Annotated in this window: 24 protein-coding genes and 1 tRNA gene; 6 read left to right on the top strand and 19 right to left on the bottom strand. The window is 69.3% G+C overall.

Annotated elements, in window-relative coordinates; all coding sequences use genetic code 11:
- Window positions 1-68: 68 nt before the first annotated feature.
- Window positions 69-2,726, bottom strand: a complete 2,658-nt coding sequence (gene polA / locus Q9R08_RS07765; protein WP_308867319.1) for a DNA polymerase I — start codon at window positions 2,724-2,726, stop codon at window positions 69-71.
- An 80-nt stretch (window positions 2,727-2,806) separates the two neighbouring features.
- Between polA and Q9R08_RS07760 the strand changes: the two genes are divergently transcribed.
- Entirely contained in the window at window positions 2,807-3,238 is a 432-nt protein-coding gene (locus Q9R08_RS07760; protein WP_308867318.1) for a PaaI family thioesterase, read from the top strand.
- A 50-nt stretch (window positions 3,239-3,288) separates the two neighbouring features.
- Here Q9R08_RS07760 and Q9R08_RS07755 read toward each other — a convergent pair whose 3' ends face one another.
- Window positions 3,289-3,912, bottom strand: a complete 624-nt coding sequence (locus Q9R08_RS07755; protein WP_109209425.1) for an ANTAR domain-containing response regulator — start codon at window positions 3,910-3,912, stop codon at window positions 3,289-3,291.
- 47 nt (window positions 3,913-3,959) lie between these two features.
- Here Q9R08_RS07755 and Q9R08_RS07750 point away from each other — a divergent pair.
- Window positions 3,960-4,042, top strand: a tRNA-Leu gene (locus tag Q9R08_RS07750).
- Between the two features lie 2 nt (window positions 4,043-4,044).
- Here Q9R08_RS07750 and Q9R08_RS07745 read toward each other — a convergent pair.
- On the bottom strand, window positions 4,045-5,079 hold the full coding sequence (locus Q9R08_RS07745) for a hypothetical protein (protein ID WP_308867317.1): 1,035 nt from the start codon (window positions 5,077-5,079) through the stop codon (window positions 4,045-4,047).
- Window positions 5,080-5,223: 144 nt separating this feature from the next.
- Here Q9R08_RS07745 and Q9R08_RS07740 point away from each other — a divergent pair, with 144 nt between their 5' ends.
- From Q9R08_RS07740 to Q9R08_RS07725, 4 genes are read left to right on the top strand one after another with little or no spacing between them, the layout of a single operon-like run.
- Entirely contained in the window at window positions 5,224-5,586 is a 363-nt protein-coding gene (locus Q9R08_RS07740; protein ID WP_308867316.1) for a PadR family transcriptional regulator, read from the top strand.
- 2 nt (window positions 5,587-5,588) lie between these two features.
- On the top strand, window positions 5,589-5,957 hold the full coding sequence (locus Q9R08_RS07735; RefSeq protein WP_308867315.1) for a DUF1048 domain-containing protein: 369 nt from the start codon (window positions 5,589-5,591) through the stop codon (window positions 5,955-5,957).
- Entirely contained in the window at window positions 5,954-6,769 is an 816-nt protein-coding gene (locus Q9R08_RS07730) for an ABC transporter ATP-binding protein (protein WP_308867314.1), read from the top strand. The genes Q9R08_RS07735 and Q9R08_RS07730 overlap by 4 nt, the downstream gene beginning before the upstream one ends.
- Window positions 6,766-7,527: an ABC transporter permease gene (locus Q9R08_RS07725; protein ID WP_308867313.1), complete on the top strand. Its 762-nt coding sequence runs from the start codon at window positions 6,766-6,768 to the stop codon at window positions 7,525-7,527. The genes Q9R08_RS07730 and Q9R08_RS07725 overlap by 4 nt, the downstream gene beginning before the upstream one ends.
- Before the next feature lie 63 nt (window positions 7,528-7,590).
- Here Q9R08_RS07725 and Q9R08_RS07720 read toward each other — a convergent pair whose 3' ends face one another.
- The 16 genes from Q9R08_RS07720 to rpe form a co-directional block, all read right to left on the bottom strand.
- Entirely contained in the window at window positions 7,591-7,980 is a 390-nt protein-coding gene (locus Q9R08_RS07720; RefSeq protein WP_308867312.1) for a PLDc N-terminal domain-containing protein, read from the bottom strand.
- A gap of 76 nt (window positions 7,981-8,056) precedes the next feature.
- Window positions 8,057-9,505, bottom strand: coding sequence for a pyruvate kinase (gene pyk / locus Q9R08_RS07715; RefSeq protein WP_308867311.1), 1,449 nt, complete (start codon window positions 9,503-9,505; stop codon window positions 8,057-8,059).
- Window positions 9,506-9,552: 47 nt separating this feature from the next.
- A complete protein-coding gene (locus tag Q9R08_RS07710) occupies window positions 9,553-11,019 on the bottom strand; it encodes a glutamate synthase subunit beta (protein ID WP_308867310.1) in 1,467 nt (488 codons plus the stop codon).
- The gene (gene gltB / locus Q9R08_RS07705) at window positions 11,012-15,619 is read right to left on the bottom strand and encodes a glutamate synthase large subunit (protein ID WP_418001328.1); all 4,608 of its coding nucleotides are present in this window, start codon (window positions 15,617-15,619) and stop codon (window positions 11,012-11,014) included. Before gltB ends, Q9R08_RS07710 begins: the two co-directional genes overlap by 8 nt.
- 77 nt (window positions 15,620-15,696) lie before the next feature.
- Window positions 15,697-16,668 (bottom strand): prolipoprotein diacylglyceryl transferase, encoded by a 972-nt coding sequence (gene lgt / locus Q9R08_RS07700; RefSeq protein ID WP_308867309.1) that lies wholly within the window; start codon window positions 16,666-16,668, stop codon window positions 15,697-15,699.
- Between the two features lie 64 nt (window positions 16,669-16,732).
- Window positions 16,733-17,527, bottom strand: a complete 795-nt coding sequence (gene trpA, locus Q9R08_RS07695; RefSeq protein WP_308867308.1) for a tryptophan synthase subunit alpha — start codon at window positions 17,525-17,527, stop codon at window positions 16,733-16,735.
- Window positions 17,524-18,801, bottom strand: a complete 1,278-nt coding sequence (gene trpB / locus Q9R08_RS07690) for a tryptophan synthase subunit beta (protein WP_308867307.1) — start codon at window positions 18,799-18,801, stop codon at window positions 17,524-17,526. The genes trpA and trpB overlap by 4 nt, the downstream gene beginning before the upstream one ends.
- Window positions 18,798-19,607, bottom strand: a complete 810-nt coding sequence (gene trpC, locus Q9R08_RS07685; protein WP_308867306.1) for an indole-3-glycerol phosphate synthase TrpC — start codon at window positions 19,605-19,607, stop codon at window positions 18,798-18,800. The genes trpB and trpC overlap by 4 nt, the downstream gene beginning before the upstream one ends.
- Before the next feature lie 2 nt (window positions 19,608-19,609).
- Window positions 19,610-19,840, bottom strand: a complete 231-nt coding sequence (locus Q9R08_RS07680) for a DUF6704 family protein (protein WP_308867305.1) — start codon at window positions 19,838-19,840, stop codon at window positions 19,610-19,612.
- Window positions 19,841-19,891: 51 nt separating this feature from the next.
- Window positions 19,892-20,527, bottom strand: coding sequence for a Trp biosynthesis-associated membrane protein (locus Q9R08_RS07675; RefSeq protein ID WP_308867304.1), 636 nt, complete (start codon window positions 20,525-20,527; stop codon window positions 19,892-19,894).
- Window positions 20,524-20,889, bottom strand: a complete 366-nt coding sequence (gene hisI / locus Q9R08_RS07670) for a phosphoribosyl-AMP cyclohydrolase (RefSeq protein WP_308867303.1) — start codon at window positions 20,887-20,889, stop codon at window positions 20,524-20,526. The genes Q9R08_RS07675 and hisI overlap by 4 nt, the downstream gene beginning before the upstream one ends.
- Window positions 20,886-21,674: an imidazole glycerol phosphate synthase subunit HisF gene (hisF, locus tag Q9R08_RS07665; RefSeq protein ID WP_308867302.1), complete on the bottom strand. Its 789-nt coding sequence runs from the start codon at window positions 21,672-21,674 to the stop codon at window positions 20,886-20,888. The genes hisI and hisF overlap by 4 nt, the downstream gene beginning before the upstream one ends.
- A 34-nt stretch (window positions 21,675-21,708) precedes the next feature.
- Window positions 21,709-22,551 carry an ATP phosphoribosyltransferase gene (gene hisG, locus Q9R08_RS07660; RefSeq protein ID WP_308867301.1) on the bottom strand — a complete coding sequence of 281 codons (843 nt, stop codon included), beginning with the start codon at window positions 22,549-22,551 and terminating at the stop codon, window positions 21,709-21,711.
- 43 nt (window positions 22,552-22,594) lie between these two features.
- Complete coding sequence (locus tag Q9R08_RS07655; protein ID WP_308867300.1) at window positions 22,595-22,858, bottom strand: phosphoribosyl-ATP diphosphatase; 264 nt, start codon at window positions 22,856-22,858, stop codon at window positions 22,595-22,597.
- 107 nt (window positions 22,859-22,965) lie between these two features.
- A complete protein-coding gene (locus Q9R08_RS07650; RefSeq protein WP_308867299.1) occupies window positions 22,966-23,493 on the bottom strand; it encodes a hypothetical protein in 528 nt (175 codons plus the stop codon).
- Between the two features lie 38 nt (window positions 23,494-23,531).
- Window positions 23,532-24,224 carry a ribulose-phosphate 3-epimerase gene (gene rpe, locus Q9R08_RS07645; protein WP_308867298.1) on the bottom strand — a complete coding sequence of 231 codons (693 nt, stop codon included), beginning with the start codon at window positions 24,222-24,224 and terminating at the stop codon, window positions 23,532-23,534.
- Between the last annotated feature and the right edge of the window lie 19 nt (window positions 24,225-24,243).

Here is a 24,243-nt window from a genome sequence, read left to right as displayed (position 1 = left end):
TAGGCATGAGACGCGGTGCCGACAAACGAGAATCCCGGTCCGAGCGCTGATACCTGCGCGCCGCGCGATCAGTGGCCGGCGGCGTTCCAGTCGTCGCCGCGGCCGATCTGCACGTCGAGCGGCACCGACAGCTGCGCCGCATCGCCCATGCGGGTGCGCACGATGCGCTCGGCGGCATCCCACTCCCCCGGTGCGACCTCGATCACGAGCTCGTCGTGGATCTGCAGCAGCACCCGGGAACGCAGCTGCGCCGCCGCGAAGTCGTCGTGGATGTGGAACAGCGCGATCTTCATGATGTCGGCCGCGCTGCCCTGGATCGGGGCGTTGAGCGCGGCGCGCTCGGCGTTCTCGCGCAGCACGCGGTTGGGGCTGGCGAGGTCGGGGAACGGGCGCCGCCGTCCGAAGATCGTCTCGGTGTAACCGTCGATGCGGGCCTGCTCGACCGACGAGCGGAGGTAGTCGCGCACCGCGCCGAAGCGGGCGAAGTACTCCATCATGAGCTGCTTCGCCTCGGCCTGCTCGATGCGCAGCTGCTTCGAGAGACCGAAGGCGGAGAGGCCGTAGACGAGGCCGTACGACATCGCCTTCACCTTCGTGCGCATCGCCGGGGTGACGTCTTCCGGAGCGACGCCGAACACCCGCGAGCCGACGAAGCGGTGCGTGTCCTCACCGGAGTTGAACGCCTCGATCAGGCCGGGGTCCTCCGAGAGGTGCGCCATGATGCGCATCTCGATCTGCGAGTAGTCGGCGGTGAGCAGCGTCTCGTACCCATCGCCCACCATGAAGGCGGAGCGGATGCGGCGGCTCTCCTCGGTGCGGATGGGGATGTTCTGGAGGTTCGGGTCGGTGCTCGAGAGCCGGCCGGTCTGGCTGCCGGTCTGCACGTACGTGGTGTGGATGCGTCCGTCCGCACCGCTGGTGCGGTCGCCGCCGATCGCACTGTCGAGCGACTCGATGATCTGGCGCAGCTTCGTCGCCTCGCGGTGCTGCAGCAGCAGATCGAGGAACGGGTGCGGGTTGGTCTCCTGCAGGTCGGCCAGGACCGCGGCATCCGTCGAGTACCCGGTCTTGGTCTTGCGGGTCTTGGGCAGCTGCAGCTCGTCGAACAGCACCTCCTGCAGCTGCTTCGGCGAGCCGAGGTTCACCTCGCGGCCGATGGCGGCGTACGCCTCGAGAGCGAGGGCATCCGCGCGTGCACCGAGCTCGCCGGAGAACGCCGACAGCCTCTCATGCGAGACGGCGACGCCGGCGAGCTCCATGTCGGCGAGGGTGTGCAGCGTCGGCAGCTCGATGTCGGTGAGCACGGCCGCCACGCTGTCAGGCAGCTCGGCCCGCACCGCACGGACCACGCGCACCAGGTACCACGACAGCTGGCCGGTGGTCGCGCCCTCGGTCTCGGGCACGAGCTGCGCGGGGTCTGCCTCGGGCAGCTTCTCGTCGAGGTAGCGGTCGACCAGGTCCGCGAGCGTCTTGTCGGGGAAGCTCGGCCGCAGCAGCCAGCCGGCGATGATTACGTCGAAAGCCAGGCCGCCCACGCGCAGGCCGGCGCGGCGGAGCGCCTTCACCTGGGGCTTCGCGTCGGCGAACGCCTTCGGTGCGTCGGACGCGAGCCAGGGCTCGAGTGCGGCGGCGAGCTCCGGGGTCCACGACGCCTCAGCAGCCGCATCCGCCGTCGCCACGCCGATGCGTGCCGGCAGTCCGCCCTCGACGGCGAGGGTGACGCCGACCTCGCCCTCCCTGTTCGCGAGCCACGCGGCGAAGTCCGCCGGGGCGAGCTCGGCAGCGACCGGCGCCAGCTCGGCCGCGGCCGACGTGACCGCGGCCATCTGCTGCTCGATCCCGGCGAGCTCGGCTACCCGCGGGATCAGCGTCTTGAACTCGAGCCGCGAGAAGATGTCGCGCACGGCCTGGGCGTCCATCGGCTGGACTTCGAGGTCGTCCGGGCCGAGAGGCAGTTCGACGTCGGTCATCAGCCTGTTGAGACGGCGGTTGCGGCGGACGTCTTCGATGTGGTCTCGCAGGTTGCCCCCGACGACGCCCTTGATGGCGTCCGCGCCGTCGAGGAGCGCGTCGAGCGAGCCGAACTGGTTCAGCCACTTCACAGCGGTCTTCTCGCCCACCTTCGGCACGCCGGGGAGGTTGTCGCTGGTCTCGCCGACGAGCGCCGCCACGTCGGGGTACATCTCGGGCGGCACGCCGTAGCGCTCGATGACCGCGTCTCGGTCGTAGCGCTTGAGCTGCGAGACGCCCTGCACATTCGGATACAGCAGCACGACGTCGTCGTTGACCAGCTGGATGGTGTCGCGGTCGCCCGAGCACACGAGCACCCGGAAGCCCTTCGCGACGCCCTGCGTGGCGAGGGTCGCGAGGATGTCGTCGGCCTCGATGTCCTCCTGCTGGAGAACCCGGATGCTCATCGCCGCGAGGCAGTCCTGGAGCAGCGGAATCTGGCCCTTGAACTCGGAGGGCGTCTCGGAGCGATTGGCCTTGTACTCGGTGTACTCGCGGGTGCGGAAGGACTGGCGCGAGGTGTCGAAGGCCACGGCGAGATGGGTCGGCTTCTCCGCCTTGATCAGGTTGATCAGCATCGCGAGGAATCCGTAGATCCCGTTCGTGTGCTGCCCGTCCTTCGTCGAGAAGTTGTCGACCGGGAGTGCGTAGAACGCCCGATATGCCAGCGAATGGCCGTCCACGACGAGAAGGGTAGGCTTTGCGGAGTCCGTCACCCTGCAAGCCTAGTCAGGGCCGGCGACAGTCGATTTCCTCGTCGCAGCGCCCCACTGCCGACCCGATTCGAAGGTGAGCCATGCCCGACCACTCCCCCGCTGCCGTCGACGGACTCGAGTGGGCGCTGGGCCGTGGGATCGGTGCGCTCGCCGAGAAGATGGGCTTCGAATGGCTCGAGTTCACGCCCGAGCGCGCCGTAGCCCGCATGCCGGTCGAGGGCAACACACAGCCCGTCGGACTGTTCCACGGCGGCGCCTACGTGGTGCTCGGCGAGTCGCTGGGTTCGATGCACGCGAACTTCCACGCCGGCCCCGGCCGGCTCGCCGTCGGTGTGGACATCAACGCCACGCACACGCGTTCGGCGACCTCCGGCCACGTCACGGGCGTGTGCACGCCCATCCATCTCGGCCGGACCCTCACCGTCCACGAGATCGTCGTGACCGATGACCAAGGCCGGCGCTGCTCGACGGTGCGCATCACCAACCACATCAAGGACCTGCCGCAGGCATGAGAAGAGCGGATGCCTCGATCGAGGCATCCGCTCTTGCAAGAAGTGTGTGGTCAGCCCTTCTTGGGCGCGAGCTGCTCGATGATCGCCTTGGCGACGTCCTGCATCGTGAGGCGGCGGTCCATCGAGGCCTTCTGGATCCAGCGGAACGCCTCGGGCTCGCTGAGCCCCATCTTCTCGTTGAGCAGGCCCTTGGCCCGGTCGACGAGCTTGCGGGTCTCGAAGCGCTCGACCATGTCGGCGACCTCGGCCTCGAGCGTGATGATCTGCTCGTAGCGGGCGAGGGCGATCTCGATCGCCGGCAGCAGGTCGTTCGGCGTGAAGGGCTTGACGACGTAGGCGAGGGCGCCGGCCTCGCTCGCGCGCTCGACGAGCTCCTTCTGGCTGAAGGCGGTCAGCAGCACGACCGGGGCGATGTGATTCTTGCTGAGCTTCTCAGCGGCGGAGATGCCGTCGAGCTGCGGCATCTTCACGTCCATGATCACCAGATCGGGGCGCAGTTCAGTGGCCAGCGCCACCGCGGTCTCACCGTCTCCTGCCTCTCCGACCACGTCGAAGCCGTTGTCGCGGAGGATCTCGACGATGTCGAGTCGGATGAGCGACTCGTCTTCGGCGACCACGACGCGGCGGGGGGTGGATGCCGTCGATGCGGCGGTCTGCTCCTGCTCAGTCACCATTGAATCCTACGGTATGGTCGTTCGCGGACGCGCGGCATGCCGCGCGGGCCGGTGTGGCGGAATGGCAGACGCGACCGACTCAAACTCGGTTGCCCGCAAGGGCGTGTGGGTTCGACTCCCACCACCGGCACCTCAGGAGGATCCCGAGCCGGTCGGCGACAGCGTGCGCATCGCGACGCCGAGTCCGCCGGCCCAGTCCCGGATCAGCCGGCGCTCCGTCTCATCGCAGACGTAGCCGTACCCGACGTTGACGTCCCACCCCTCGTAGGGGCTCGTCCACACCTCGTGCTCGAGCGTCCAGCCATCGAGGAAGGTGAGCGCGTAGCAGTCCGCCATCGTCTCGGCGTTGCCGTCGAACGCCTCCAGTACGGGTCGCGTGGCCCCGGGATTCGTGAACTGCAGGACGTGGGCGAACTCGTGATACGCGACTCCCTGCCGGATCCAATCGGTCATGGACGGGTCCGACTGACTGGCTGCGTTGAGATGCACGACGAGGGGTTCGGCCTCGAAGACGCAGCCGAGCGCGGTCACCAGGTCGCACGTCACTGCCGCGTCGTCGATGCGCGTGGCGACGTAGCCGCGACCGAGCTGGTCGAGCGTCGCCTCCCATGCGGTCCCCGACGCGTTCGTCGCGGCCTCGAGCGCGGCGGCCGATTGCAACGCCTGCATCTCCTGGGCGGCGCGCTGTGCGACGAGGATGGCGGCATCCATCGCCTCGGCATCCCATCTGCTCGAGTATCCGGTCTCCGCGATCTCCTGGTACCTGTCCCACGGAACCATCGAGGCGAACGGAAGACCTTGCAGCGGCTCGATGCTCTCCTGGATGCCCGCCACGGCGGCGCCGAAGGCCTCCTTCTTCTCGATGAGGTCGTGCTGCTCGTCGATCAGGTCGCTCTGGCGCTCGAGGCGGGCGTTCGCCTGCTCGAGTTGGAGGAACAGCCACACCGCGACGCCGACGGCCCCGAGCAGGACGACGCCGAGCAGTATCGCCACCACTGCCAGCCCGCGCCCGCGACGTTGCGGGGCAAGATCCTCGCGCTTCGCCGCGGCGAGCTGCATCGCCTCGCGGGGTGGCTCGGACTCGCGCGGCTCCTCTCGCCCGTCCGTCTCGATCGGCCCCGGTTTCGCCGAAGCCGCGGTCGCCCTACCCGCCGGATCGTCAGTCAACTCTGCCTACTCTCCCTGTGATCTGGACTCGGACACTACACGGTCGGCAAGGAAGAGAATTTGCTAATCGGTGTTGCTAAGTACCGGTACCTAGTGTTACTGTCTACCAGTAGTCAACAACACTGAGTACTGAGGAGGTGCGAGATGGGCAAGCAGGAGACCGAGATGCTCAAGGGCACGCTCGAGGGGATCGTCCTGGCGATCCTGTCCGGGCGATCCGCCTACGGGTACGAGATCACCTCGTGGCTGCGTGACCAGGGCTTCTCCGACATCGCCGAAGGCACGGTGTACGCCCTGCTGGTCAGGGTCGAGCAGCGCGGCCTCGTCGACGTCGAGAAGGTCCCTTCGGAGAAGGGGCCCCCGCGCAAGGTGTACTCCCTCAACGCGCAGGGCCGCGAGCAGCTCGCGGAGTTCTGGAGGACATGGAGCTTCCTCGCAGAACGCATCGAACAGCTCCACCACCAGAACGCAGACAACGAACCCCACACCCCGAAGGAAGAGGACTGATCATGGCCGCCAAGTGGTACGAAGTCGTCACCGGCTCGCTCGAGCAGAAGAAGCAGTACCGCCAGTACAAGGCGCGCATCGAGGCTCTGCCTGAGCCCTACCACGCCGCCGCCAAGGCGCTGGACCGGTACTTCATGACCGTCGGCGGCATGACCGACGGCGTGACGATGATGCAGATGCTCGGCGACTCCGCCGACCTCTGGGAGCGCGCCGCCGCCGACGGCACCCCCGTGCGCGACATCGTCGGCGAGGACGCCTCGGCGTTCGCCGAGGACTTCACCGCCGCGTATTCCGGCAAGCAGTGGATCGACAAGGAGCGCGCTCGCCTGAACAAGGCGATCGACGAGGCGGAGAAGGGAGAGGGGAAATGACCACCGACACCGCCATCAAGGTCCAGGGGCTCGAGAAGTCCTACAAGGACCTGCACGTGCTGCGAGGCGTCGACTTCGAGGTGGCGCGCGGAAGCATCTTCGCGCTCCTCGGGTCGAACGGCGCCGGCAAGACCACGGTCGTGCGGATCCTGGCGACGCTGCTCAAGGCGGACGCCGGCGCGGCAGCCGTCGCGGGGTTCGACGTCATCGGCCAGGCGCAGAAGGTGCGGGAGACGATCAGCCTCACCGGCCAGTTCGCCGCTGTCGACGAGGTCCTGACCGGGCGCGAGAACCTCGTGCTCATCGCCCAGCTGCGCCACCTCCCCGACCCCGGCGGGATCGCGGACGGGCTCCTCGCCCGGTTCTCGCTCACCGAGGCGGGCTCGCGCAAGGCGTCGACCTACTCCGGCGGCATGCGCCGCCGGCTCGACATCGCGATGAGCCTCATCGGCAACCCGCCGGTGATCTTCCTGGACGAGCCGACGACCGGCCTCGACCCGGCGGCGCGTATCGAGGTGTGGGACGCCGTCAAGGAGCTCACCCGCGGCGGCACGACCGTGCTGCTGACGACGCAGTACCTGGACGAGGCGGAGCAGCTCGCCGACCGGATCGCGATCCTCCACAAGGGCCGCATCATCGTCAACGGCACCCTGCAGGAGCTCAAGCAGCTGCTGCCGCCCGCGAAGGTCGAGTACGTCGAGAAGCAGCCGAGCCTTGAAGACGTCTTCTTCGCCCTGACCGGCGAGGACGACACCGAGACGCCGGCGGACGAGGCTTCGGCCGCCGCCAAGACAGGGAAGGAAGGACGATGACCGCTCACGTCATCGGCGACACCGCCGTACTCACACGTCGGTCGCTGCGCCATATCCTGCGCAGCCCCGACACCATCATCACGACCGCGGTCACCCCGATCGCCTTGATGCTGCTGTTCGTCTACGTCTTCGGCGGGGCGATCAACACCGGCAAGGGGTCGTACATCGACTACATGCTGCCCGGCATCCTGCTCATCACCATCGCGTCGGGGATCGCCTACACGGCGTACCGGCTGTTCCTGGACATGCAGGGCGGCATCTTCGAGCGGTTCCAGTCGCTGCCGATCGCGCGATCGGGGGTGCTCTGGGCGCACGTGCTGACCTCGGTCGTGGCCATCACGGTGTCGCTCGCGATCGTCATCGGCGTCGCGCTGCTGATGGGCTTCCGGACCGGTGCCGGCTTCGGCGCGTGGCTCGGCGTGATCGGCATGCTGCTGCTGTTCACGCTGGCCCTCACCTGGCTCGCGGTGATCCCGGGCCTGACGGCGAAGACGGTGGACGGCGCGAGCGCCTTCTCGTACCCGCTGATCTTCCTGCCCTTCATCAGCTCGGCGTTCGTGCCGACCGAGAGCATGCCGGGGCCGGTGCAGTGGTTCGCCGAGAACCAGCCGGTGACCTCGATCGTCGACTCCATGCGAGCGCTGTTCGCGGGCGAGCCGGTCGGCAGTGACATCTGGGTCGCCATGGCCTGGCTGGTGGGCATCCTCGTCGCCGCGTACATCGCGTCGATGGCGATCTACCGCAAGAAGATCAGCTGACCGCACGCACGCAGAAGAGCGGATGCCTCGGGCCGAGGCATCCGCTCTTCTGCTGTTCCCGGCTTACGCGCCGAAGTACTGGTGGCCGAGCGCCTTGCTCTTGAGGGCGTCGAACTCGCCCTGCGAGATCGTGCCGGCGTCGAGGAGGGCTTTCGCCTTGGCGATGTCCTCTGCCGGGCTTGCCGATGCGGCGGGGCGGTAATCGTCGGACTCGGCGACCACTCCCCCGCGGGCGGCCTGGGCCCGCTCTGCCATGCCCTTGCCGCGGGCGATGATGTAGACGATCGCCGTCAGGAAAGGCAGGAACACGAGGGCGATGATCCACAGCGCCTTGAGCCAGCCGTTCAGGTTCTCGTCGCGGAACAGGTCCGTGATGATCACGATCACCACGTACAGGTAGGCGATGAAGTAGAAGCTCCACAGCAGGAACCACCAGAAGTCACCGAAGAACATCGGCGCCACCTTTCTCGAAAAAGCCGGGACGGCTGCGACCACAGTAGTGGTCGCAGCCGTCCGTGGGAGAGAGGTGTCAGTCCCGTGTCTTGTAGATCGGCGCCTTGCCGTGCACCGCATCGCCCACCTTGTGGATGCGGATGTCGTTCGTGGAGCCGATGATCCCGGGAGGCGATCCCGAGATCACGACGACCTTGTCGCCGACCTTCGCCAGGTCGTTCGACAGCAGGTAGTCGTCGACCTGGATGAACATGAGGTCGGTGTGAGCGACATGCTCGACCAGCGTCGACTGCACGCCCCACGTGATCGCCATGCGACGACGGATCGCGGGCTCGGGCGCGAAGCCGATCATGGGGATGCGCGGGCGCAGCCGCGACATACGACGCGCGGTGTCGCCCGACTCGGTGAAGATGCAGAGGAACTTCGCGTCGACGAACTCGGCGACCTCCATCGCGGCCAGCGTGATGGCGCCGCCCTGGGTGCGAGGCTTGGTCGTGAGCGGGAGGATGCGGTCCAGGCCGTGCTCCTCGGTGGAGTCGACGATGCGCGCCATCGTCTCGACGACGCCGACCGGGTACTTGCCGACGCTGGTCTCACCAGACAGCATGACCGCGTCCGCGCCGTCGAGCACGGCGTTGGCGACGTCGCTCGTCTCGGCGCGGGTCGGGACCGGGTTCTCGATCATCGACTCGAGCATCTGCGTCGCCACGATGACGGGCTTCGCCATGCGGCGGCACAGCTCCACCGCGCGCTTCTGCACGATCGGCACCGCCTCGAGCGGCAGCTCGACGCCCAGGTCGCCACGGGCGACCATGATGCCGTCGAACGCGTCGATGATCTCCTCGAGGTTGTCGACAGCCTGCGGCTTCTCGATCTTGGCGATGACCGGGACGTGTCGCCCCTCCTCGGCCATGATGACGTGGACGCGCTGGACGTCCTTCGCGTCGCGCACGAAAGACAGCGCGATGAGGTCGGCGCCGGCGCGCAGGCCCCAGCGGAGGTCGGCTTCGTCCTTCTCGGACAGCGCCGGCACGTTCACGGCGACGCCCGGGAGGTTGATGCCCTTGTTGTTGGAGACCGGGCCGGCGACGATCACCTTGGTGGTGACGACGGTGTCGTCGGTCTCGACGACCTCGACGCGCACCTTGCCATCGTCGATCAGGAGGAAGTCGCCCGGCTTGACGTCGTTCGGGAGGCCCTTGAAGGTGGTGCTGACGATCTCCTTGGTGCCCAGGATGTCGTCGGTGGTGATCTTGAAGATGTCGCCGACCGCGAGCTCGTGCGGTCCGTTCTCGAACTTGCCGAGGCGGATCTTCGGACCCTGCAGGTCGACGAGGATCGCGACCGCCCGTCCGGCGTCGTCGGCGGCCTTGCGCACGTTGGCGAAGTTGTTGTCGTGGACCGAGTAGTCCCCGTGGCTCAGATTGAAGCGGGCGACGTCGACGCCGGCATCGATGATCGCGCGGACCATCTCATATGTCGACGTGGCGGGCCCAAGGGTGGCGACGATCTTGGCGCGTCTCATCCGTGGTATCTCCGGGTGGGTTGAAGGTGGCGAGTGCCTCGGCAAGCCTACGCGGGCTGCAAGCCGATGGCGACATCGGTCGGGCGGACCGGAGCAGGCAGCTCCGTGTCCCCCATGAGGAAGCGGTCGACGCTGGCTGCGGCGGCACGTCCCTCGGCGATCGCCCATACGATGAGCGACTGTCCGCGGCCGGCGTCGCCGGCCACGAACACGCCCGGGGCGGTCGTCTGGTAGTCGTCCTCGCGGCGCACGTTGCCCCGCTCGGTGAAGCGAGCGCCGAGCTGCTCCTCGAGGAGGGCGCGCTCGGGACCGGTGAAGCCCATCGCGATGAGCACCAGGTCGGCGGGGATCTCACGCTCGGTGCCGCTCTTGGGCACGCGGCGTCCGTCGACGAACTCGGTCTCGGCGACGCGCAGGGCGCGCACCTCGCCGGCGTCGTTCGCGAGGAACTCGACGGTCGAGGCAAGGTAGGTGCGCTCGCCGCCCTCCTCGTGAGCCGACTGCATCTCGAACACGAGCGGGTCCATCGGCCACGGCTGGTGCTCGGGACGCTCGCCCGGAGGGCGGCGGCCGATCGCGAGGTTCGTCACGCTCAGCGCGCCGTGACGGTGGGCGGTGCCGATGCAGTCCGCGCCGGTGTCACCGCCGCCGATCACGACGACGTGCTTGCCTTCGGCCGTGATCTGGTTCGGCACGGCATCGCCGGCGACGGCCTTGTTCGACTCGACGAGGTACTCCATGGCGAAGTGCACGCCGGCGAGGTCGCGACCGGGGATCGCCAGCTCGCGCGGCACCGTGGAGCCGGTCGCGATGACGACCGCGTCGTAGCGGGCACGCAGGTCCGCCCACGAGATGTCGCGGCCGATCTCGACGCCGGCGCGGAACCGCGTTCCCTCGTCCTGCATCTGGCGAAGACGCGACTCGAGGTGCTTCTTCTCCATCTTGAAGTCCGGGATGCCGTAGCGCAGGAGTCCGCCGATGCGGTCGTCGCGCTCGAACACGGCCACCGTGTGACCGGCGCGGGTGAGCTGCTGCGCGGCGGCGAGACCGGCGGGACCCGATCCGACGACCGCGACGGTCTTGCCGGTCAGGCGCCCCGGCGGCTCGGGCTCGATCCAGCCGTTCGCGAACGCCTCGTCGGCGATCGACACCTCGACCTGTTTGATGGTCACGGCGGGCTGGTTGATGCCCAGGACGCACGAGCTCTCGCAGGGCGCCGGGCACAGGCGTCCCGTGAACTCCGGGAAGTTGTTCGTCGCGTGCAGACGCTCACTGGCGGCGCGGCCTTCGCCGCGCCACGTGAGGTCGTTCCACTCGGGGATCAGGTTGCCCAGCGGGCAGCCCTTGTGGCAGAACGGCACGCCGCAGTCCATGCAGCGCCCGGCCTGCCGGCGGAGCACCGCACTGTCGCCCGGCTCATAGACCTCTTTCCAGTCCATGATGCGCACCGGCACCGGCCGCCGCGGGGGCAGCTCGCGCTCGGTGACCTTGAGAAAGCCCTTCGGGTCAGCCACCCGTCACCTCCAGAATGCGGTTCCAGACGACGTCGCCGTCGGGGTCGAGCCCCTCCGCGACGGCCGCCTGACGGGTCTCGAGCACCGCGGCGTAGTCGCGTGGCATGACCCTGACGAAGTTCGCCAGCTCGACCTCGAAGTCGTCGAGGAGAGCCTGCGCAAGAGTGGATTCGGTCTCGGCGACGTGCTGCTCGAGCAGGTCGCGGAGGATCTCCGCGTCTCCCGAGCCGAGTTCGCCGAGCTCCAGCTCGCCCGAGGCGAGCGCCTCGCGGTTGACGAGCTTGCTGTCGAGCCGGTACACATACGCGGTGCCACCCGACATCCCGGCGCCCAGGTTGCGTCCTGTCGCGCCGATGATGACGGCGAGACCGCCGGTCATGTACTCGAGGGCGTGGTCTCCGACGCCCTCGACGACGGCGGTGGCACCGGAGTTGCGGACGAAGAAGCGCTCGCCCACGACCCCGCGCAGGAACATCGTGCCCAGCGTGGCGCCGTAGCCGATGACGTTGCCCGCGATGACGTTCTTCGACGCGTCGAAGGTGGCGCCGCGCGGCGGCCGCACCACGATCTGACCGCCCGAGAGACCCTTGCCGACGTAGTCGTTGGAGTCGCCCTCCAGGCGCAGCGTGATCCCCGAGGGCATGAACGCTCCGAAGGACTGCCCCGCAGACCCGGTGAGGTTCACGACGATGCTGCCCGATCGCAGGCCGTTCTCGCCGCGCTCCTTCGTCACGTGGTGACCGAGGAGCGTGCCGACGGCGCGCTCGGTGTTGCGGATCGGCAGGTCGATGGTGATCTCGCCGCCGTTCGCGATGACGTCCTGGGCGCGCTCGATGAGCGCGACGTCGAAGTGCTCGTCGAGCTCGTGCAGCTGCGCGGTCGTGTTGCGGCGCGGCTCGTCCTCCGCGAAGGCGGGGCCCTCGAGCACCGGGGCGAGGTCCAGGCCGTTGGCCTTCCAGTGGTTGACCGCGCCGTTGACGTCGAGCAGGTCGCTCCGGCCGATCGCCTCGTCGAGCGAGCGGAAGCCGAGCTCGGCGAGGTACTCGCGCACCTCCTCTGCGATGAACTCCATGAAGTTCACGACGAACTCGGGCTTGCCGTTGAAGCGCTGGCGCAGGACAGGGTTCTGCGTCGCGACGCCCACCGGACAGGTGTCGAGGTGGCAGACCCGCATCATGATGCAGCCCGACACCACGAGCGGGGCGGTCGCGAAGCCGAACTCCTCGGCCCCGAGAAGGGCTCCGATGATGACGTCGCGGCCGGTCTTGAGCTGGCCGTCGACCTGCACGACGACGCGGTCGCGCATGCCGTTGAGCATGAGCGTCTGCTGCGTCTCGGCGAGACCGAGCTCCCACGGTGTTCCGGCGTGCTTGAGCGAGTTGAGCGGGCTCGCGCCGGTGCCGCCGTCGTGGCCCGACACCAGGATGACGTCGGCCAGCGCCTTGGCTGTGCCCGCCGCGACCGCGCCGATGCCCGACTGGCTCACCAGCTTCACGTGCACGCGCGCACCGGGGTTGGCGCGCTTGAGGTCGAAGATCAGCTGCTTGAGGTCTTCGATCGAGTAGATGTCGTGGTGCGGCGGCGGCGAGATGAGACCGACGCCGGCGGTCGCGTGGCGGGTGCGGGCGACCCACGGGTACACCTTGGTCGGCGGCAGCTGTCCGCCCTCGCCGGGCTTGGCGCCCTGCGCGAGCTTGATCTGGATGTCGTCGGCCTGCGTGAGGTACAGGCTCGTGACGCCGAAGCGGCCCGAGGCGACCTGCTTGATGGAACTGCGGCGCTCGGGGTCGAGCAGGCGGTCGGTGTCTTCGCCGCCCTCACCGGTGTTGGACTTGCCGCCGATGCGGTTCATCGCGATCGCCAGGGTCTCGTGCGCCTCGCGCGAGATCGACCCGTAGCTCATGGCCCCGGTCGAGAAGCGCTTGACGATCGACGAGACCGACTCGACCTCGTCGATCGGCACCGGCGTGCGGCCTTCGGTCTTGAGCGCGAACAGACCGCGCAGCGTCTTGAGCTCGCTCGCCTGGTCGTCCACCAGCTTCGTGTACTCGCGGAAGATGTCGTAGCGACGGGTGCGCGTCGAGTGCTGCAGCCGGAACACCGTGTCGGGGTTGAACAGGTGCGGCGAGCCGTCGCGCCGCCACTGGTACTCGCCGCCGGTCCACAGTCGCTCGTGCGCGCGGACAGCCGCGTCCTCGGGGTACGCGTACGTGTGACGCGCGGCGTTCTCCGCCGCGATGACGTCGAGCCCGACGCCGCCGAGCTTGGACTCCGTGCCGGTGAAGTACGTGTCGACGAAGTCCTGCGACAGGCCGACGGCCTCGAACACCTGCGCGCCCGCGTACGACGACACGGTCGAGATGCCCATCTTCGACATGATCTTCAGCACGCCCTTGCCGAGCGCGTAGATGAGGTTCTTGACGGCCTTCTCGGGCGAGATCCCGGTGATGAAGCCCGCGCGCACCAGGTACTCGACGGTCTCCATCGCGAGATACGGGTTGACGGCGGATGCGCCGTACCCGATGAGCGTCGCCACGTGGTGCACCTCGCGCACGTCGCCGGCCTCGACCACGAGACCGCACTTCATGCGCGTCTCCTTGCGGATGAGGTGGTGGTGCACGGCGGCCAGCATGAGCAGCGACGGGATGGGCGCGAGGTCCTTGTTGGAGTCGCGGTCCGAGAGCACGATGAACTCCGCGCCGTCCTCGATCGCCTGGTCGACCTCCTGGCACATCTGCTCGAGGCGCTTCTTCATGCCCTTGTGGCCGGCCTCGACGCGGTACAGGCCGCGGATCGTGACCGACGTCCGCCCGGGAAGGGCGGTGTCGATGTGCTGGATCTTGGCGAGCTCGTCGTTGTCGATCACCGGGAAGTCGAGGGTCACGACCCGCGTGTGCTCGGCGCCCCACTCGAGGAGGTTGCGCTCGGGACCGAGTCCGAGACCCAGTGACGTGACGACCTCTTCGCGGATCGAGTCCAGCGGCGGGTTCGTGACCTGCGCGAACTGCTGCGTGAAGTAGTCGAACAGCAGGCGGGGGCGCTCGCTGAGCACGGCGACGGGCGTGTCGGAGCCCATGGCGCCGAGCGGCTCGGCGCCGTTCTGACCCATCGGGGTCAGGAGGATCTTGACCTCTTCCTCGGTGTAGCCGAAGGTGCGCTGACGGCGCGTGATCGAGGCGATCGGGTGCACGATGTGCTCGCGCTCGGGAAGCTCGGCGAGCCGTACGCGCCCCGCGTCGAGCCACTCCTGCCACGGCTCCTGCTCGGCCAGCTGCGCCTTGATCTCGTCGTCCTCGATGATGCGGCGCTGGGCCGTGTCCACGAGGAACATGCGGCCGGGGCGCAGGCGCCCGCGACGCTTGATGCGCTCGGGCTCGAAGTCGAGCACGCCGGTCTCGCTGCCGATGACGATGAGGCCGTCGGTCGTCTCGGTCCAGCGTCCGGGACGCAGCCCGTTGCGGTCCAGCGTGGCGCCGACGAGCGTGCCATCGGTGAAGATCAGCGCGGCGGGCCCGTCCCACGGCTCCATCTGCATGGAGTGGAACTCGTAGAACGCCCGCAGCTTCGGGTCGATGTCGGCCTGCTTCTCGTAGGCCTCCGGCACCATCATCATGATGGCGTGCGGCAGGCTGCGGCCGGTCAGGGTGAGCAGCTCGAGCACCTCGTCGAACGACGCGGAGTCGCTGGCGCCGTCGGTGCAGATCGGCAGCAGCGGGCGGATGTCGCCGAGCAGCTCGGACTGGAGCTGGGACTGCCGCGCCCGCATCCAGTTGCGGTTGCCGTTGACGGTGTTGATCTCGCCGTTGTGCGCGAGCATGCGCAGGGGCTGCGCGAGCGGCCACGACGGGAAGGTGTTGGTCGAGTAGCGGGAGTGCACGACGGCGAGCTCCGAGGCGAAGCGCTCGTCCTGCAGGTCGGGGTAGAACGGCTCCAGCTGGAGCGTCGTGACCATGCCCTTGTAACCGAGCGTGCGCGCGGACAGCGACACGAAGTACGCGTCGAGCTCGGTGCGCGCACGCGTGCGCAGGCGATAGGCGCGCCGGTCCAGCGCGATACCCGAGAGGGCCGGCCGGTCGCCCGACGCCGGATGCGACACGAAGACCTGCTCGAAGACCGGGCGCGCGGCGAAGGCCAGCTTGCCCAGGTGCTCGTCGGAGGTCGGCACCTCGCGCCAGCCGAGGACGGTCAGGCCCTCGGACGCCGCGATCCGCTCGATCCCCGACTTCTGGGCTGCCCGCTCGTCGGCGTCGCGGGGCAGGAACACCATGCCGGCGGCGTACTCGCCCACCGGCGGCAGCTCGAAACCGGCCACCGCGCGCAGGAACGCGTCGGGCATCTGCGTGAGGATGCCCGCACCGTCGCCGGTGCCGGCATCCGAGCCGATCGCGCCTCGGTGCTCGAGGTTGCGAAGGGCCGTCAGGGCCAGATCGATGATGTCGTGGCCGGCCTCGCCGCGCAGGGTCGCGACCATGGCCAGGCCGCAGGCGTCCTTCTCGAAGGCAGGGTTGTACATCCCCTGCTTCTGCGGGAAGCCGGCGCGGCCGGACGAAGCGGGGAAGTTCGCCTCCGAAGAGACGACGTGACGGGGGCTCGAAGCCATACCTACCGTCCTCACGTTGATAGTCAAGATGGGACGACGTCGGCCCTGGGCGCACGCTCCTCGGGAACTGAGCGGCGTTATTTGGTGGCAGGAGTGCTTGTGGCGCTGACCTCTTCGACCTCGGACGTCGGGGGTTCGCTGACGTCGACGAAGTCGTCGGTGTTCTGCGATTGTACAGCCTGTCCGGCATTCCACTCGCGGCCGGACACATAGGGCGACGGCTCGAGACCCGGGTGGCGGCGCTTCTGCACGAAGAAGATCACCAGACCGATGACCACGCCCAGGATGGCGGCCCAGACGTTGGTGCGCAGCCCCAGGAAGATGTCGCTCGGGTCGATGCGGATCGACTCCCACACGATGCGCCCGGCGCTGTACCAGATGAGGTAGACGGCGAACAGGCGGCCCCACTGCAGGCGGAAGCGTCGCCCGACCCACACGATCACCAGGACGCCCAGCGCGTTCCAGAGGACTTCATAGAGGAAGGTGGGGTGGAACAGCGTTCCCTCCGGAAGACCGATCGGCCACGCGGGGTTCGGATAGTCGATCTCGAGGCCCCACGGCACGTCGGTCGGCAGTCCGTACAGCTCCTGGTTGAACCAGTTGCCGAAGCGGCCGATGGCCTGGGCGAGGAGAAGGCCGGGCGCGAGCGCGTCGGCGAAGGTCCAGAATCGGATGCCGGTCCACCGGCAGCCGAGCCACGCACCGACGGCGCCGCCGATGAGGGCGCCGTAGATGGCGATGCCGCCCTCCCAGATGTACAGCGCCGACAGCGGGTTCGCGCCTTCGCCGAAGTAGAAGCTCCAGTGGGTCAGCACGTGGTAGATGCGTGCGGTGATGATCGCGAGCGGCACCGCGAGCAGGGCGATGTCGATGACGACCCACGGCTCCGCGCCGCGCTTGGTGAGGCGGGCGTTCGTCCACAGCACCGCGACGATGATGCCCGTGATGATGCACAGCGCGTAGATGTGGATCCGCAGGGGGCCGATGTCGAAGTAGCTGATCGACGGGCTCGGGATGCTGGCGACGACGCTCGCGGCGGCGGTGATCATGGGAGAACCGTGTCCTTGCTGGATCCGTGCGGGAGGGGCCGGCGCACGCGCCGACCTGAGAAGTCTAGTTCGCGCTGCGCGCGGTGCCGGCGGCGAGGCTGCGCGCGGTCGCGGCGAGACCGTCGATTCCCCCTTCGCGCAGCGCGCGGACGAGGGCCGTGCCTACGATCGCGCCGTCGGCGTACTCCAGCACGCCCGCCACCTGGTCGGCGTTCGAGATGCCGATGCCCACGCACGCGTGCTCGACCCCGTGCTCGCGCAGCCGGGCGACCAGCGTGCGGGCGGCGGCATCCAGCTGCGCCCGTTCGCCGGTGATGCCCATGGTGGACACGGTGTAGACGAACCCGGTGGACTGCCGGACGATCAGCTCGAGGCGTTCGTCGGTCGAGGTGGGCGCTGCGAGGAACACGCGGTCGAGTCCCGTGCGCTCACTGGCGGCGATCCACTCGGGCGCGGCTTCGGGCGTGATGTCGGGGGTGATGAGACCCGCTCCCCCGGCGGCGAGGAGGTCGTCGGCGTACCGGTCGACCCCGTACTGCAGGACGGGGTTCCAGTAGGTCATCACGAGCACCGGAACGTCCACGCGGCGGGTGATCTCGCGCACCGCCGTGAACGTGTCGCGCAGCCGGAAGCCGCCGGCGAGAGCCGCCTGCGTGGCCTCCTGGATCACGGTGCCGTCCATCACCGGGTCGGAGTAGGGCGGGCCGAGCTCGAGGACGTCGGCGCCGTTCTCGGCGAGGGCGACGGCCGCATCGATGCTCGTGCGCAGGTCGGGGAAGCCGATCGGCAGGTAGCCGACGAAGGCGCCGCGGCCCGCGGCGTGGGCGGCGTCGATCGCCGCGGCGACGCGCGAGGTCATAGCTTGGTGCCCTCTCCCTTGGCGGCGTCGTCGGACGGTGCCGTCTCGACCGGCCCCGCACCCTCCGTGGCTGCAGCGGCAGCGGCGTCGTACAGGTGGAAGTACCGCGCGGCGGTGTCCATGTCCTTGTCGCCGCGGCCGGAGAGGCACACGGCGAGGATCGCGTCCGGGCCGAGCTCGCGCCCGATCCGCAGCGCGCCGGCGAGGGCGTGCGCCGACTCGATCGCCGGGATGATGCCCTCGGTCTCGGAGAGCAGCCGCAGCGCCTGCATCGCCTCGTCGTCGGTCGCGGGGATGTACTCGGCGCGGCCGATCGAGGCGAGCCAGGCGTGCTCGGGTCCGACGCCCGGGTAGTCGAGTCCTGCCGAGATGGAGTGCGACTCGACGGTCTGGCCGTCTTCGTCCTGCAGCACGAAGGTCTTCGCACCGTGCAGCACCCCGGGCCGTCCACGCTCGATCGATGCGGCGTGGCGAGGGGTGTCCACGCCGTCGCCGGCGGCCTCGACCCCGTAGAGCTTCACGTCGTCGTCGAGGAACGCGTCGAACATGCCGATGGCGTTCGAGCCGCCGCCGACGCACGCGATGACGGCATCCGGAAGCCGGCCCGCCTCTTCGAGCAGCTGCGCGCGCGCCTCTTCCGAGATCACCTTCTGGAAGTCGCGGACCATCGCTGGGAACGGATGCGGCCCCGCGGCGGTGCCGAAGATGTAGTTCGTCGTCTCGACGCTGGCGACCCAGTCGCGGTAGGCGTCGTTGATGGCGTCCTTCAGCGTGCGCGAGCCGGTCTTCACCGGCACGACCTCGGCGCCCAGGAGGCGCATGCGGGCGACGTTGAGCGCCTGGCGCTCGGTGTCGACCTCGCCCATGTAGATGGTGCACTCGAAGCCGAACAGCGCAGCCGCGGTCGCGGTCGCGACGCCGTGCTGGCCTGCGCCCGTCTCGGCGATGACGCGGGTCTTGCCGAGGCGCTGGGTGAGCAGCGCCTGGCCGAGCACGTTGTTGATCTTGTGCGAGCCGGTGTGGTTGAGGTCCTCGCGCTTGAGGAACACCCGCGCTCCCCCGGCGTGCTCGGCGAACCGCGCCACCTCGGTGATCGGCGACGGGCGGCCCGCGTACGAGTGCAGCAGGCGGACGAACTCGGCCTGGAACGCGGGATCGGCCTTGGCGGCCTCGTACTCGGCCGCCAGCTCATCGATCGCGGCGATCAGGGATTCGGGCATGTAGCGCCCGCCGAACTCGCCGAACAGCGGCCCGGGGGCCTCGCGAAGACTCACTGCGTCACCCTTCCTTCGTTCGGTGCATCGCCCGCGCCCGCCTCCAGGAAGGCGCGCAGGGTGGATACGGGATCGTTGGTGACGAGGGCTTCGCCTACGAGGACGACATCGGCGCCGGCCGCCCGGTAATGGGCGACGTCGCCGGGCACGAGCACGGCCGACTCGGCGATCCTGACCGCGCCGGCGGGTATGCGCTCCGCCAGCCGCCCGAACAGGTCGCGGTCGAGCTGGAACGTGGACAGGTCGCGCGCATTGACGCCGATGAGCTGCGCGTCCAGTTCGGCCGCACGATCGACCTCGACGGCCGAGTGCGTCTCGACGAGCGCGGTCATGCCCAGCTCGCGCGTGAACGTGTGCAGACGGGCGAGGACGTCCTGCTCGAGCGCGGCGACGATGAGCAGCACGAGATCCGCACCGGCGGCGCGGGCCTCGAGCACCTGGTACTCGGTGGCGATGAAGTCCTTGCGCAGGACCGGCAGGGTGACCGCGGCCTTGACCGCCTCGAGGTCCGCGAGGCTTCCCTTGAAACGCCGCCCCTCGGTGAGGACGGAGATCGCGGACGCGCCGCCTTCCTCGTAGCGACGGGCCTGCAGTGCGGGATCGGGGATCGCGGCGAGGTCGCCGCGCGAGGGGCTCGCCCGCTTGACCTCCGCGATGATCTTGACGCGGTCGGACGGAGAGAGGGCGGCGACGGCGTCGATCGCGGGACGCTGCGCCAGCGCTGCGGCCTCGACCGCTGCCACTGGCCGCACCGAGGCGCGTGCCTCGGCATCCTCAACCGCGCCGGCCGTCAGGTCGGCGAGCACGATCAGTGCTCTTTCGCCACGTACTTCGAGCCGTTCACGCCGTAGCCGGCGCGGGACATCGCCCAGCCGACGATGGCGCCGACGACGAGGAGGCCGGCGGAGGCCCAGACCAGGGCGGGGATGTCGAGGAAGTAGAAGAGAGTTCCGAGTGCGACCGCCACGAGCATGATCACGACGGCCGTCCAGGCGGCGGGCGAGTGTCCGTGGCCGGGGTCGCCGATGTTGTTGCTCATGGATATCTCCTCGTGAAGCCTGGGAAGCGCGGGATGACGCCAGTCTAGCGGTCAGGCGGTGGGATCCTCGCCACGCGACAGGTCGTCCCAGTCGTCGATGGCCTGGGATCCGGCGGCATCGTGAGGGCGCGAGCCGTCGCCGCCGGAACGGCGGGAACCGGCCCGCAGAGCCGGCTGTGCGGGGTCGTCCGTGCGGTAGCGCCGCCCGGTGCGCGACCAGCCGTGGGCGGTGGCGAGGACGAATCCGCCGGCCGCGATGAGCACCACCCAGACGGCGAGGGTCACAGCCGGCCACAGCGTCGCATCGATCGACGCGACGAGCGTCGCGACGGACGACTCCCCCGCGATCCCGGTGGATTCCGTGACGACCGAGGCGACGGCCGAGATGGGATGCTCCAGCACGATGCGGGCGGTGAGCCACGCCAGCACGCCGCCGATGAGCACGGCCAGTGCGCCGAAGACGAACCGCAGCGCGAGCCCCACGATCGAGAGAGCCGCGCCTAGAGCGAGGACCGCGAGACTGAGCGGTGCCAGCACCGGCAGCGCCGAGGCGCCCGGCACCTCGAGCACATGGCGGGCGGCGTCCTCGAGCACGACGGTGAGCCACGTCTGGGTCGACGAGATCACGCCGAGCGCCCCGCACAGCACCGTGACGACGACGGCGAGCAGTCGCGCCCTGCGGATCACGCGACGGCCTCCGGGCCGCGCACGGCCTCGAGGTCGTCGGCATCGAAGCAGGTCCGCGTGCCGGTGTGGCAGGCGGGTCCGATCTGCTCGACCTCGACCAGCACGGCGTCGCCGTCGCAGTCCAGGCGCGCCCCGCGCACCAGCTGGATGTTGCCCGACGTGTCGCCCTTCCGCCAGTACTCCTGGCGGGAGCGCGACCAGAAGGTCACGCGACCCTCGGTGAGGGTGCGGCGGAGGGCCTCGGCATCCATCCATCCGAGCATGAGGACCTCGCGGGTGTCCCATTGCTGGATGATCGCCGCGACCAGGCCGTCGGCCGTGAACGTCACGCGTGCGATGCGCTCGTCGACGCTCTCGCTCATGCCGCCACCTCCCGCACCGCGATGCCTTCGGCCGCCATCGCGGCCTTCACATCCCCGACGGTCAGCTGGCCCGAGTGGAAGACGGATGCCGCAAGCACGGCGTCGGCGCCTGCGGCGATGGCGGGCCCGAAATCGGCGGCCGAGCCTGCCCCTCCCGAGGCGATCACCGGCACACTGGCGACCTCGCGCATGAGGGCCACGAGCTCGAGGTCGAACCCCTGCTTCGTGCCGTCGGCGTCGATCGAGTTGACCAGCAGCTCGCCTGCGCCGCGCTCGACGGCTTCGCGCGCCCATTCCAGCGCGTCGAGCTCCGTCTCGGTGCGGCCGCCGTGCGTCGTGACGACGAAGCCCGACGGCACCCGGTCGCGCAGGTCGGGCGAGGCGCGCTTCACGTCGAGCGAGAGCACGAGCACCTGTGCGCCGAACCGGTCGGCGATCTCATCGAGGAGCGCGGGGCGGGCGATCGCGGCGGAGTTCACGCCGATCTTGTCGGCGCCGACGGCCAGCAGCCGGCCGACGTCGTCGGCCGAGCGGACCCCGCCGCCGACGGTGAGCGGGATGAAGACCTCTTCGGCGGTGCGCCGGACGACGTCGTAGGTCGTGGAGCGCTCGTCGACGGTCGCCGTCACGTCGAGGAAGGTGATCTCGTCTGCGCCCTGGCGGAAGTACTCCCGAGCGAGTTCGACGGGATCGCCCATATCGCGCAGGTTCTGGAAGTTGACGCCCTTCACGACGCGCCCCGCCGCGACGTCCAGGCACGGGATGACGCGGCAGACCAGGCTCACGACACCACTCCGTTCGTCGGTGCTGTCCCGTCCATCAGAGCCTCGCGTTGTGGATGGCGGTCACGAGGATCGCGCGGGCGCCGATCGCGTACAGCGCGTCCATGACCTGGTTGACGCCCTTGCGGGCCACCATCACCCGCACCGCCACCCATGCCGCGTCGCGCAGCGGGGAGATGGTCGGCGACTCGATGCCGGGAGCGATCTTGACGGCCGTGTCGACGAGCTCCGCCGGAAGGTCGTAGTCGACCATGACGTAGCGCTGCGCCACCATGACGCCCCGGAGGCGTCGCAGCAGCGTCTCCACGCCCTCCGCCTCGGTCGGCGCGCCGATGAGCACGGCCTCGGACTTGAGGATCACCGGCCCGAAGACGTCCAGGCCCGCCTGGCGCAGGGTGGTGCCGGTCTCGACGACGTCGGCGATCGCGTCAGCGACGCCGAGCTCGACGGCCGACTCCACCGCCCCGTCCAGCGGCACGAGGTCGGCCGCGACGCCGTGCTCGTCGAGGAAGCTGTCGACGAGTCCCGGATACGAGGTCGCGATGCGCGCGCCCTCGAGGTCGCTCACCTCGGAGAAGCGCCCGGCGGGTGCCGCGAAGCGGAAGGTGGATGCCGCGAACCCGAGCTGCTCGATCTCGCGGGCGCCGGGCATCCGCGCGTCCAGCAGCAGGTCACGCCCGGTGATGCCGACGTCGAGCGCGCCCGAGCCGACGTACGTGGCGATGTCCTTCGGGCGGAGGTAGAAGAACTCGACCTCGTTCTGAGGGTCGATGACGTGGAGGTCCTTCGGGTCGCGGCGCCCGGTGTAACCCGCCTCGTGGAGCATCTCGGAGGCGGTCTCGGCGAGCGATCCCTTGTTCGGCACGGCGATTCGCAGCATGGCAGCGTGGCTTTCGGGTTCGAGGACGGATGGGGATGCCGGCTCAGAGATGTCGGTAGACATCCTCGAGGCTCAGCCCCTTCGCGAGCATCAGCACCTGCAGGTGGTACAGCAGCTGCGAGATCTCCTCGGCTGCGGCATCCGCCGACTCGTACTCGGCCGCCATCCATACCTCGGCGGCCTCTTCCACGATCTTCTTGCCGATCGCGTGCACGCCCGCGTCCAGCTGTGCGACGGTTCCCGAACCCTCGGGGCGCTCGGTCGCTTTCGCGGCGAGCTCGGCGTACAGCGTGTCGAACGTCTTCACCATGCCAGGGTATCGCCCTTCGCTACACGCGCCGCGCGCGTTACCCGGAGCCGGCAGCCGGATGCTGCGCCGCGAGGCGCGAGCCCGGGGCCGGCCCGGCGCGGGCGTCAGTGCGCGAGGATGCTCAGCCCGATCACGAGCATGCCGAGCAGCGTCGTCGCCAGGAGCCCGGCGATGCGCCAGGGCCACGAGCTTCCGTTGCGGGCGGCGTTCGCATAGCCGATCACGGCGAGCAGCACGATGCCGCTGCCGAGTGCGAGGAAGTAGGCCGTGTATTCCTCGACGAGGCCGAGTGCGCCGAGCAGCAGCAGTGCAGCGGGAACGAGCATCGCGATCAGCATGCCCGAGGAGTGGCGGGCGCCCTCGCCGATCGCCGTCATCAGCGGCTTCGCCGGGCGGACGGCACGGCTGGCGACCACCGCGGCGTAGATGTGCGCGAGCCAGAAGATGACCACGGTCCCGAAGACGAACAGCAGCACTTCGAAGTCGGTGTCCTCCTCCCAGCCGATCGCGACGAGCGCCGTCACGAGCACCAGGCCGTAGACCGCGTGTTCGCCGCTGTACGCGTCGAGCAGCCGGTGCAGCCGGCGGCGATGCCGGGGCTGCGGAGGGGACGTCTCGTCGTCGGTGGCCATGCGCTCCCTCTCGAATCGATGACGCGCGGTCGCCGGCGTCAGTGGGCGTGGGTGCGGGCCGACGCCCGGAGCCCGGTGATGGCGTTCGCGGGGTCGTCCGCACCGAACACGGCGGAGCCGGCGACGAACGTGTCGGCGCCCGCCTCCGCGGCCTGTGCGATCGTCGACTCGCCGATGCCGCCGTCGACCTGCAGCCAGACCGACGACCCGCGGCGGCGAGCCTCGTCTGCCAGGCGCCGCAGCTTCGGCATCGTCTCGGGCATGAACGACTGGCCGCCGAACCCGGGCTCCACGGTCATCACGAGGATCTGATCGAAGTCGTCGAGCAGGTCGAAGAGGCCGTCGACGGGCGTCGCCGGCTTGACGGCGACTCCGGCTCGCGCGCCGATCTCGCGGAGGCGGCGTGCGAGAGCGACCGGCTCCTTCGCCGCCTCGAGATGGAAGGTGACCGATGCGGCACCCAGTTCCGCATAACCGGGCGCCCAGCGGTCGGGGTTCGTGATCATGAGGTGGACGTCGAGCGGCACCGGGCTCGTCGCCTGGATCCGCTCGACCATCTGCGACCCGAACGTGAGGTTGGGCACGAAGTGGTTGTCCATGACGTCGACGTGGACGAAGTCCGCCGTCGCGATGCGTGCGAGCTCCGCCTGCATGTTCACGAAGTCTGCGGCCAGGATGCTGGGATTGATGCGGATGCCGACCTGGCGGCCGTTCTCGTCGATCGGGAGCACCCGTCCATTATGGTCGACC

The sequence above is a fragment of the Microbacterium psychrotolerans genome (genome assembly GCF_031085295.1).
GTDB classification, from domain to species: domain Bacteria; phylum Actinomycetota; class Actinomycetes; order Actinomycetales; family Microbacteriaceae; genus Microbacterium; species Microbacterium psychrotolerans.
This window is presented reverse-complemented; position numbering and strand designations above follow the sequence as displayed.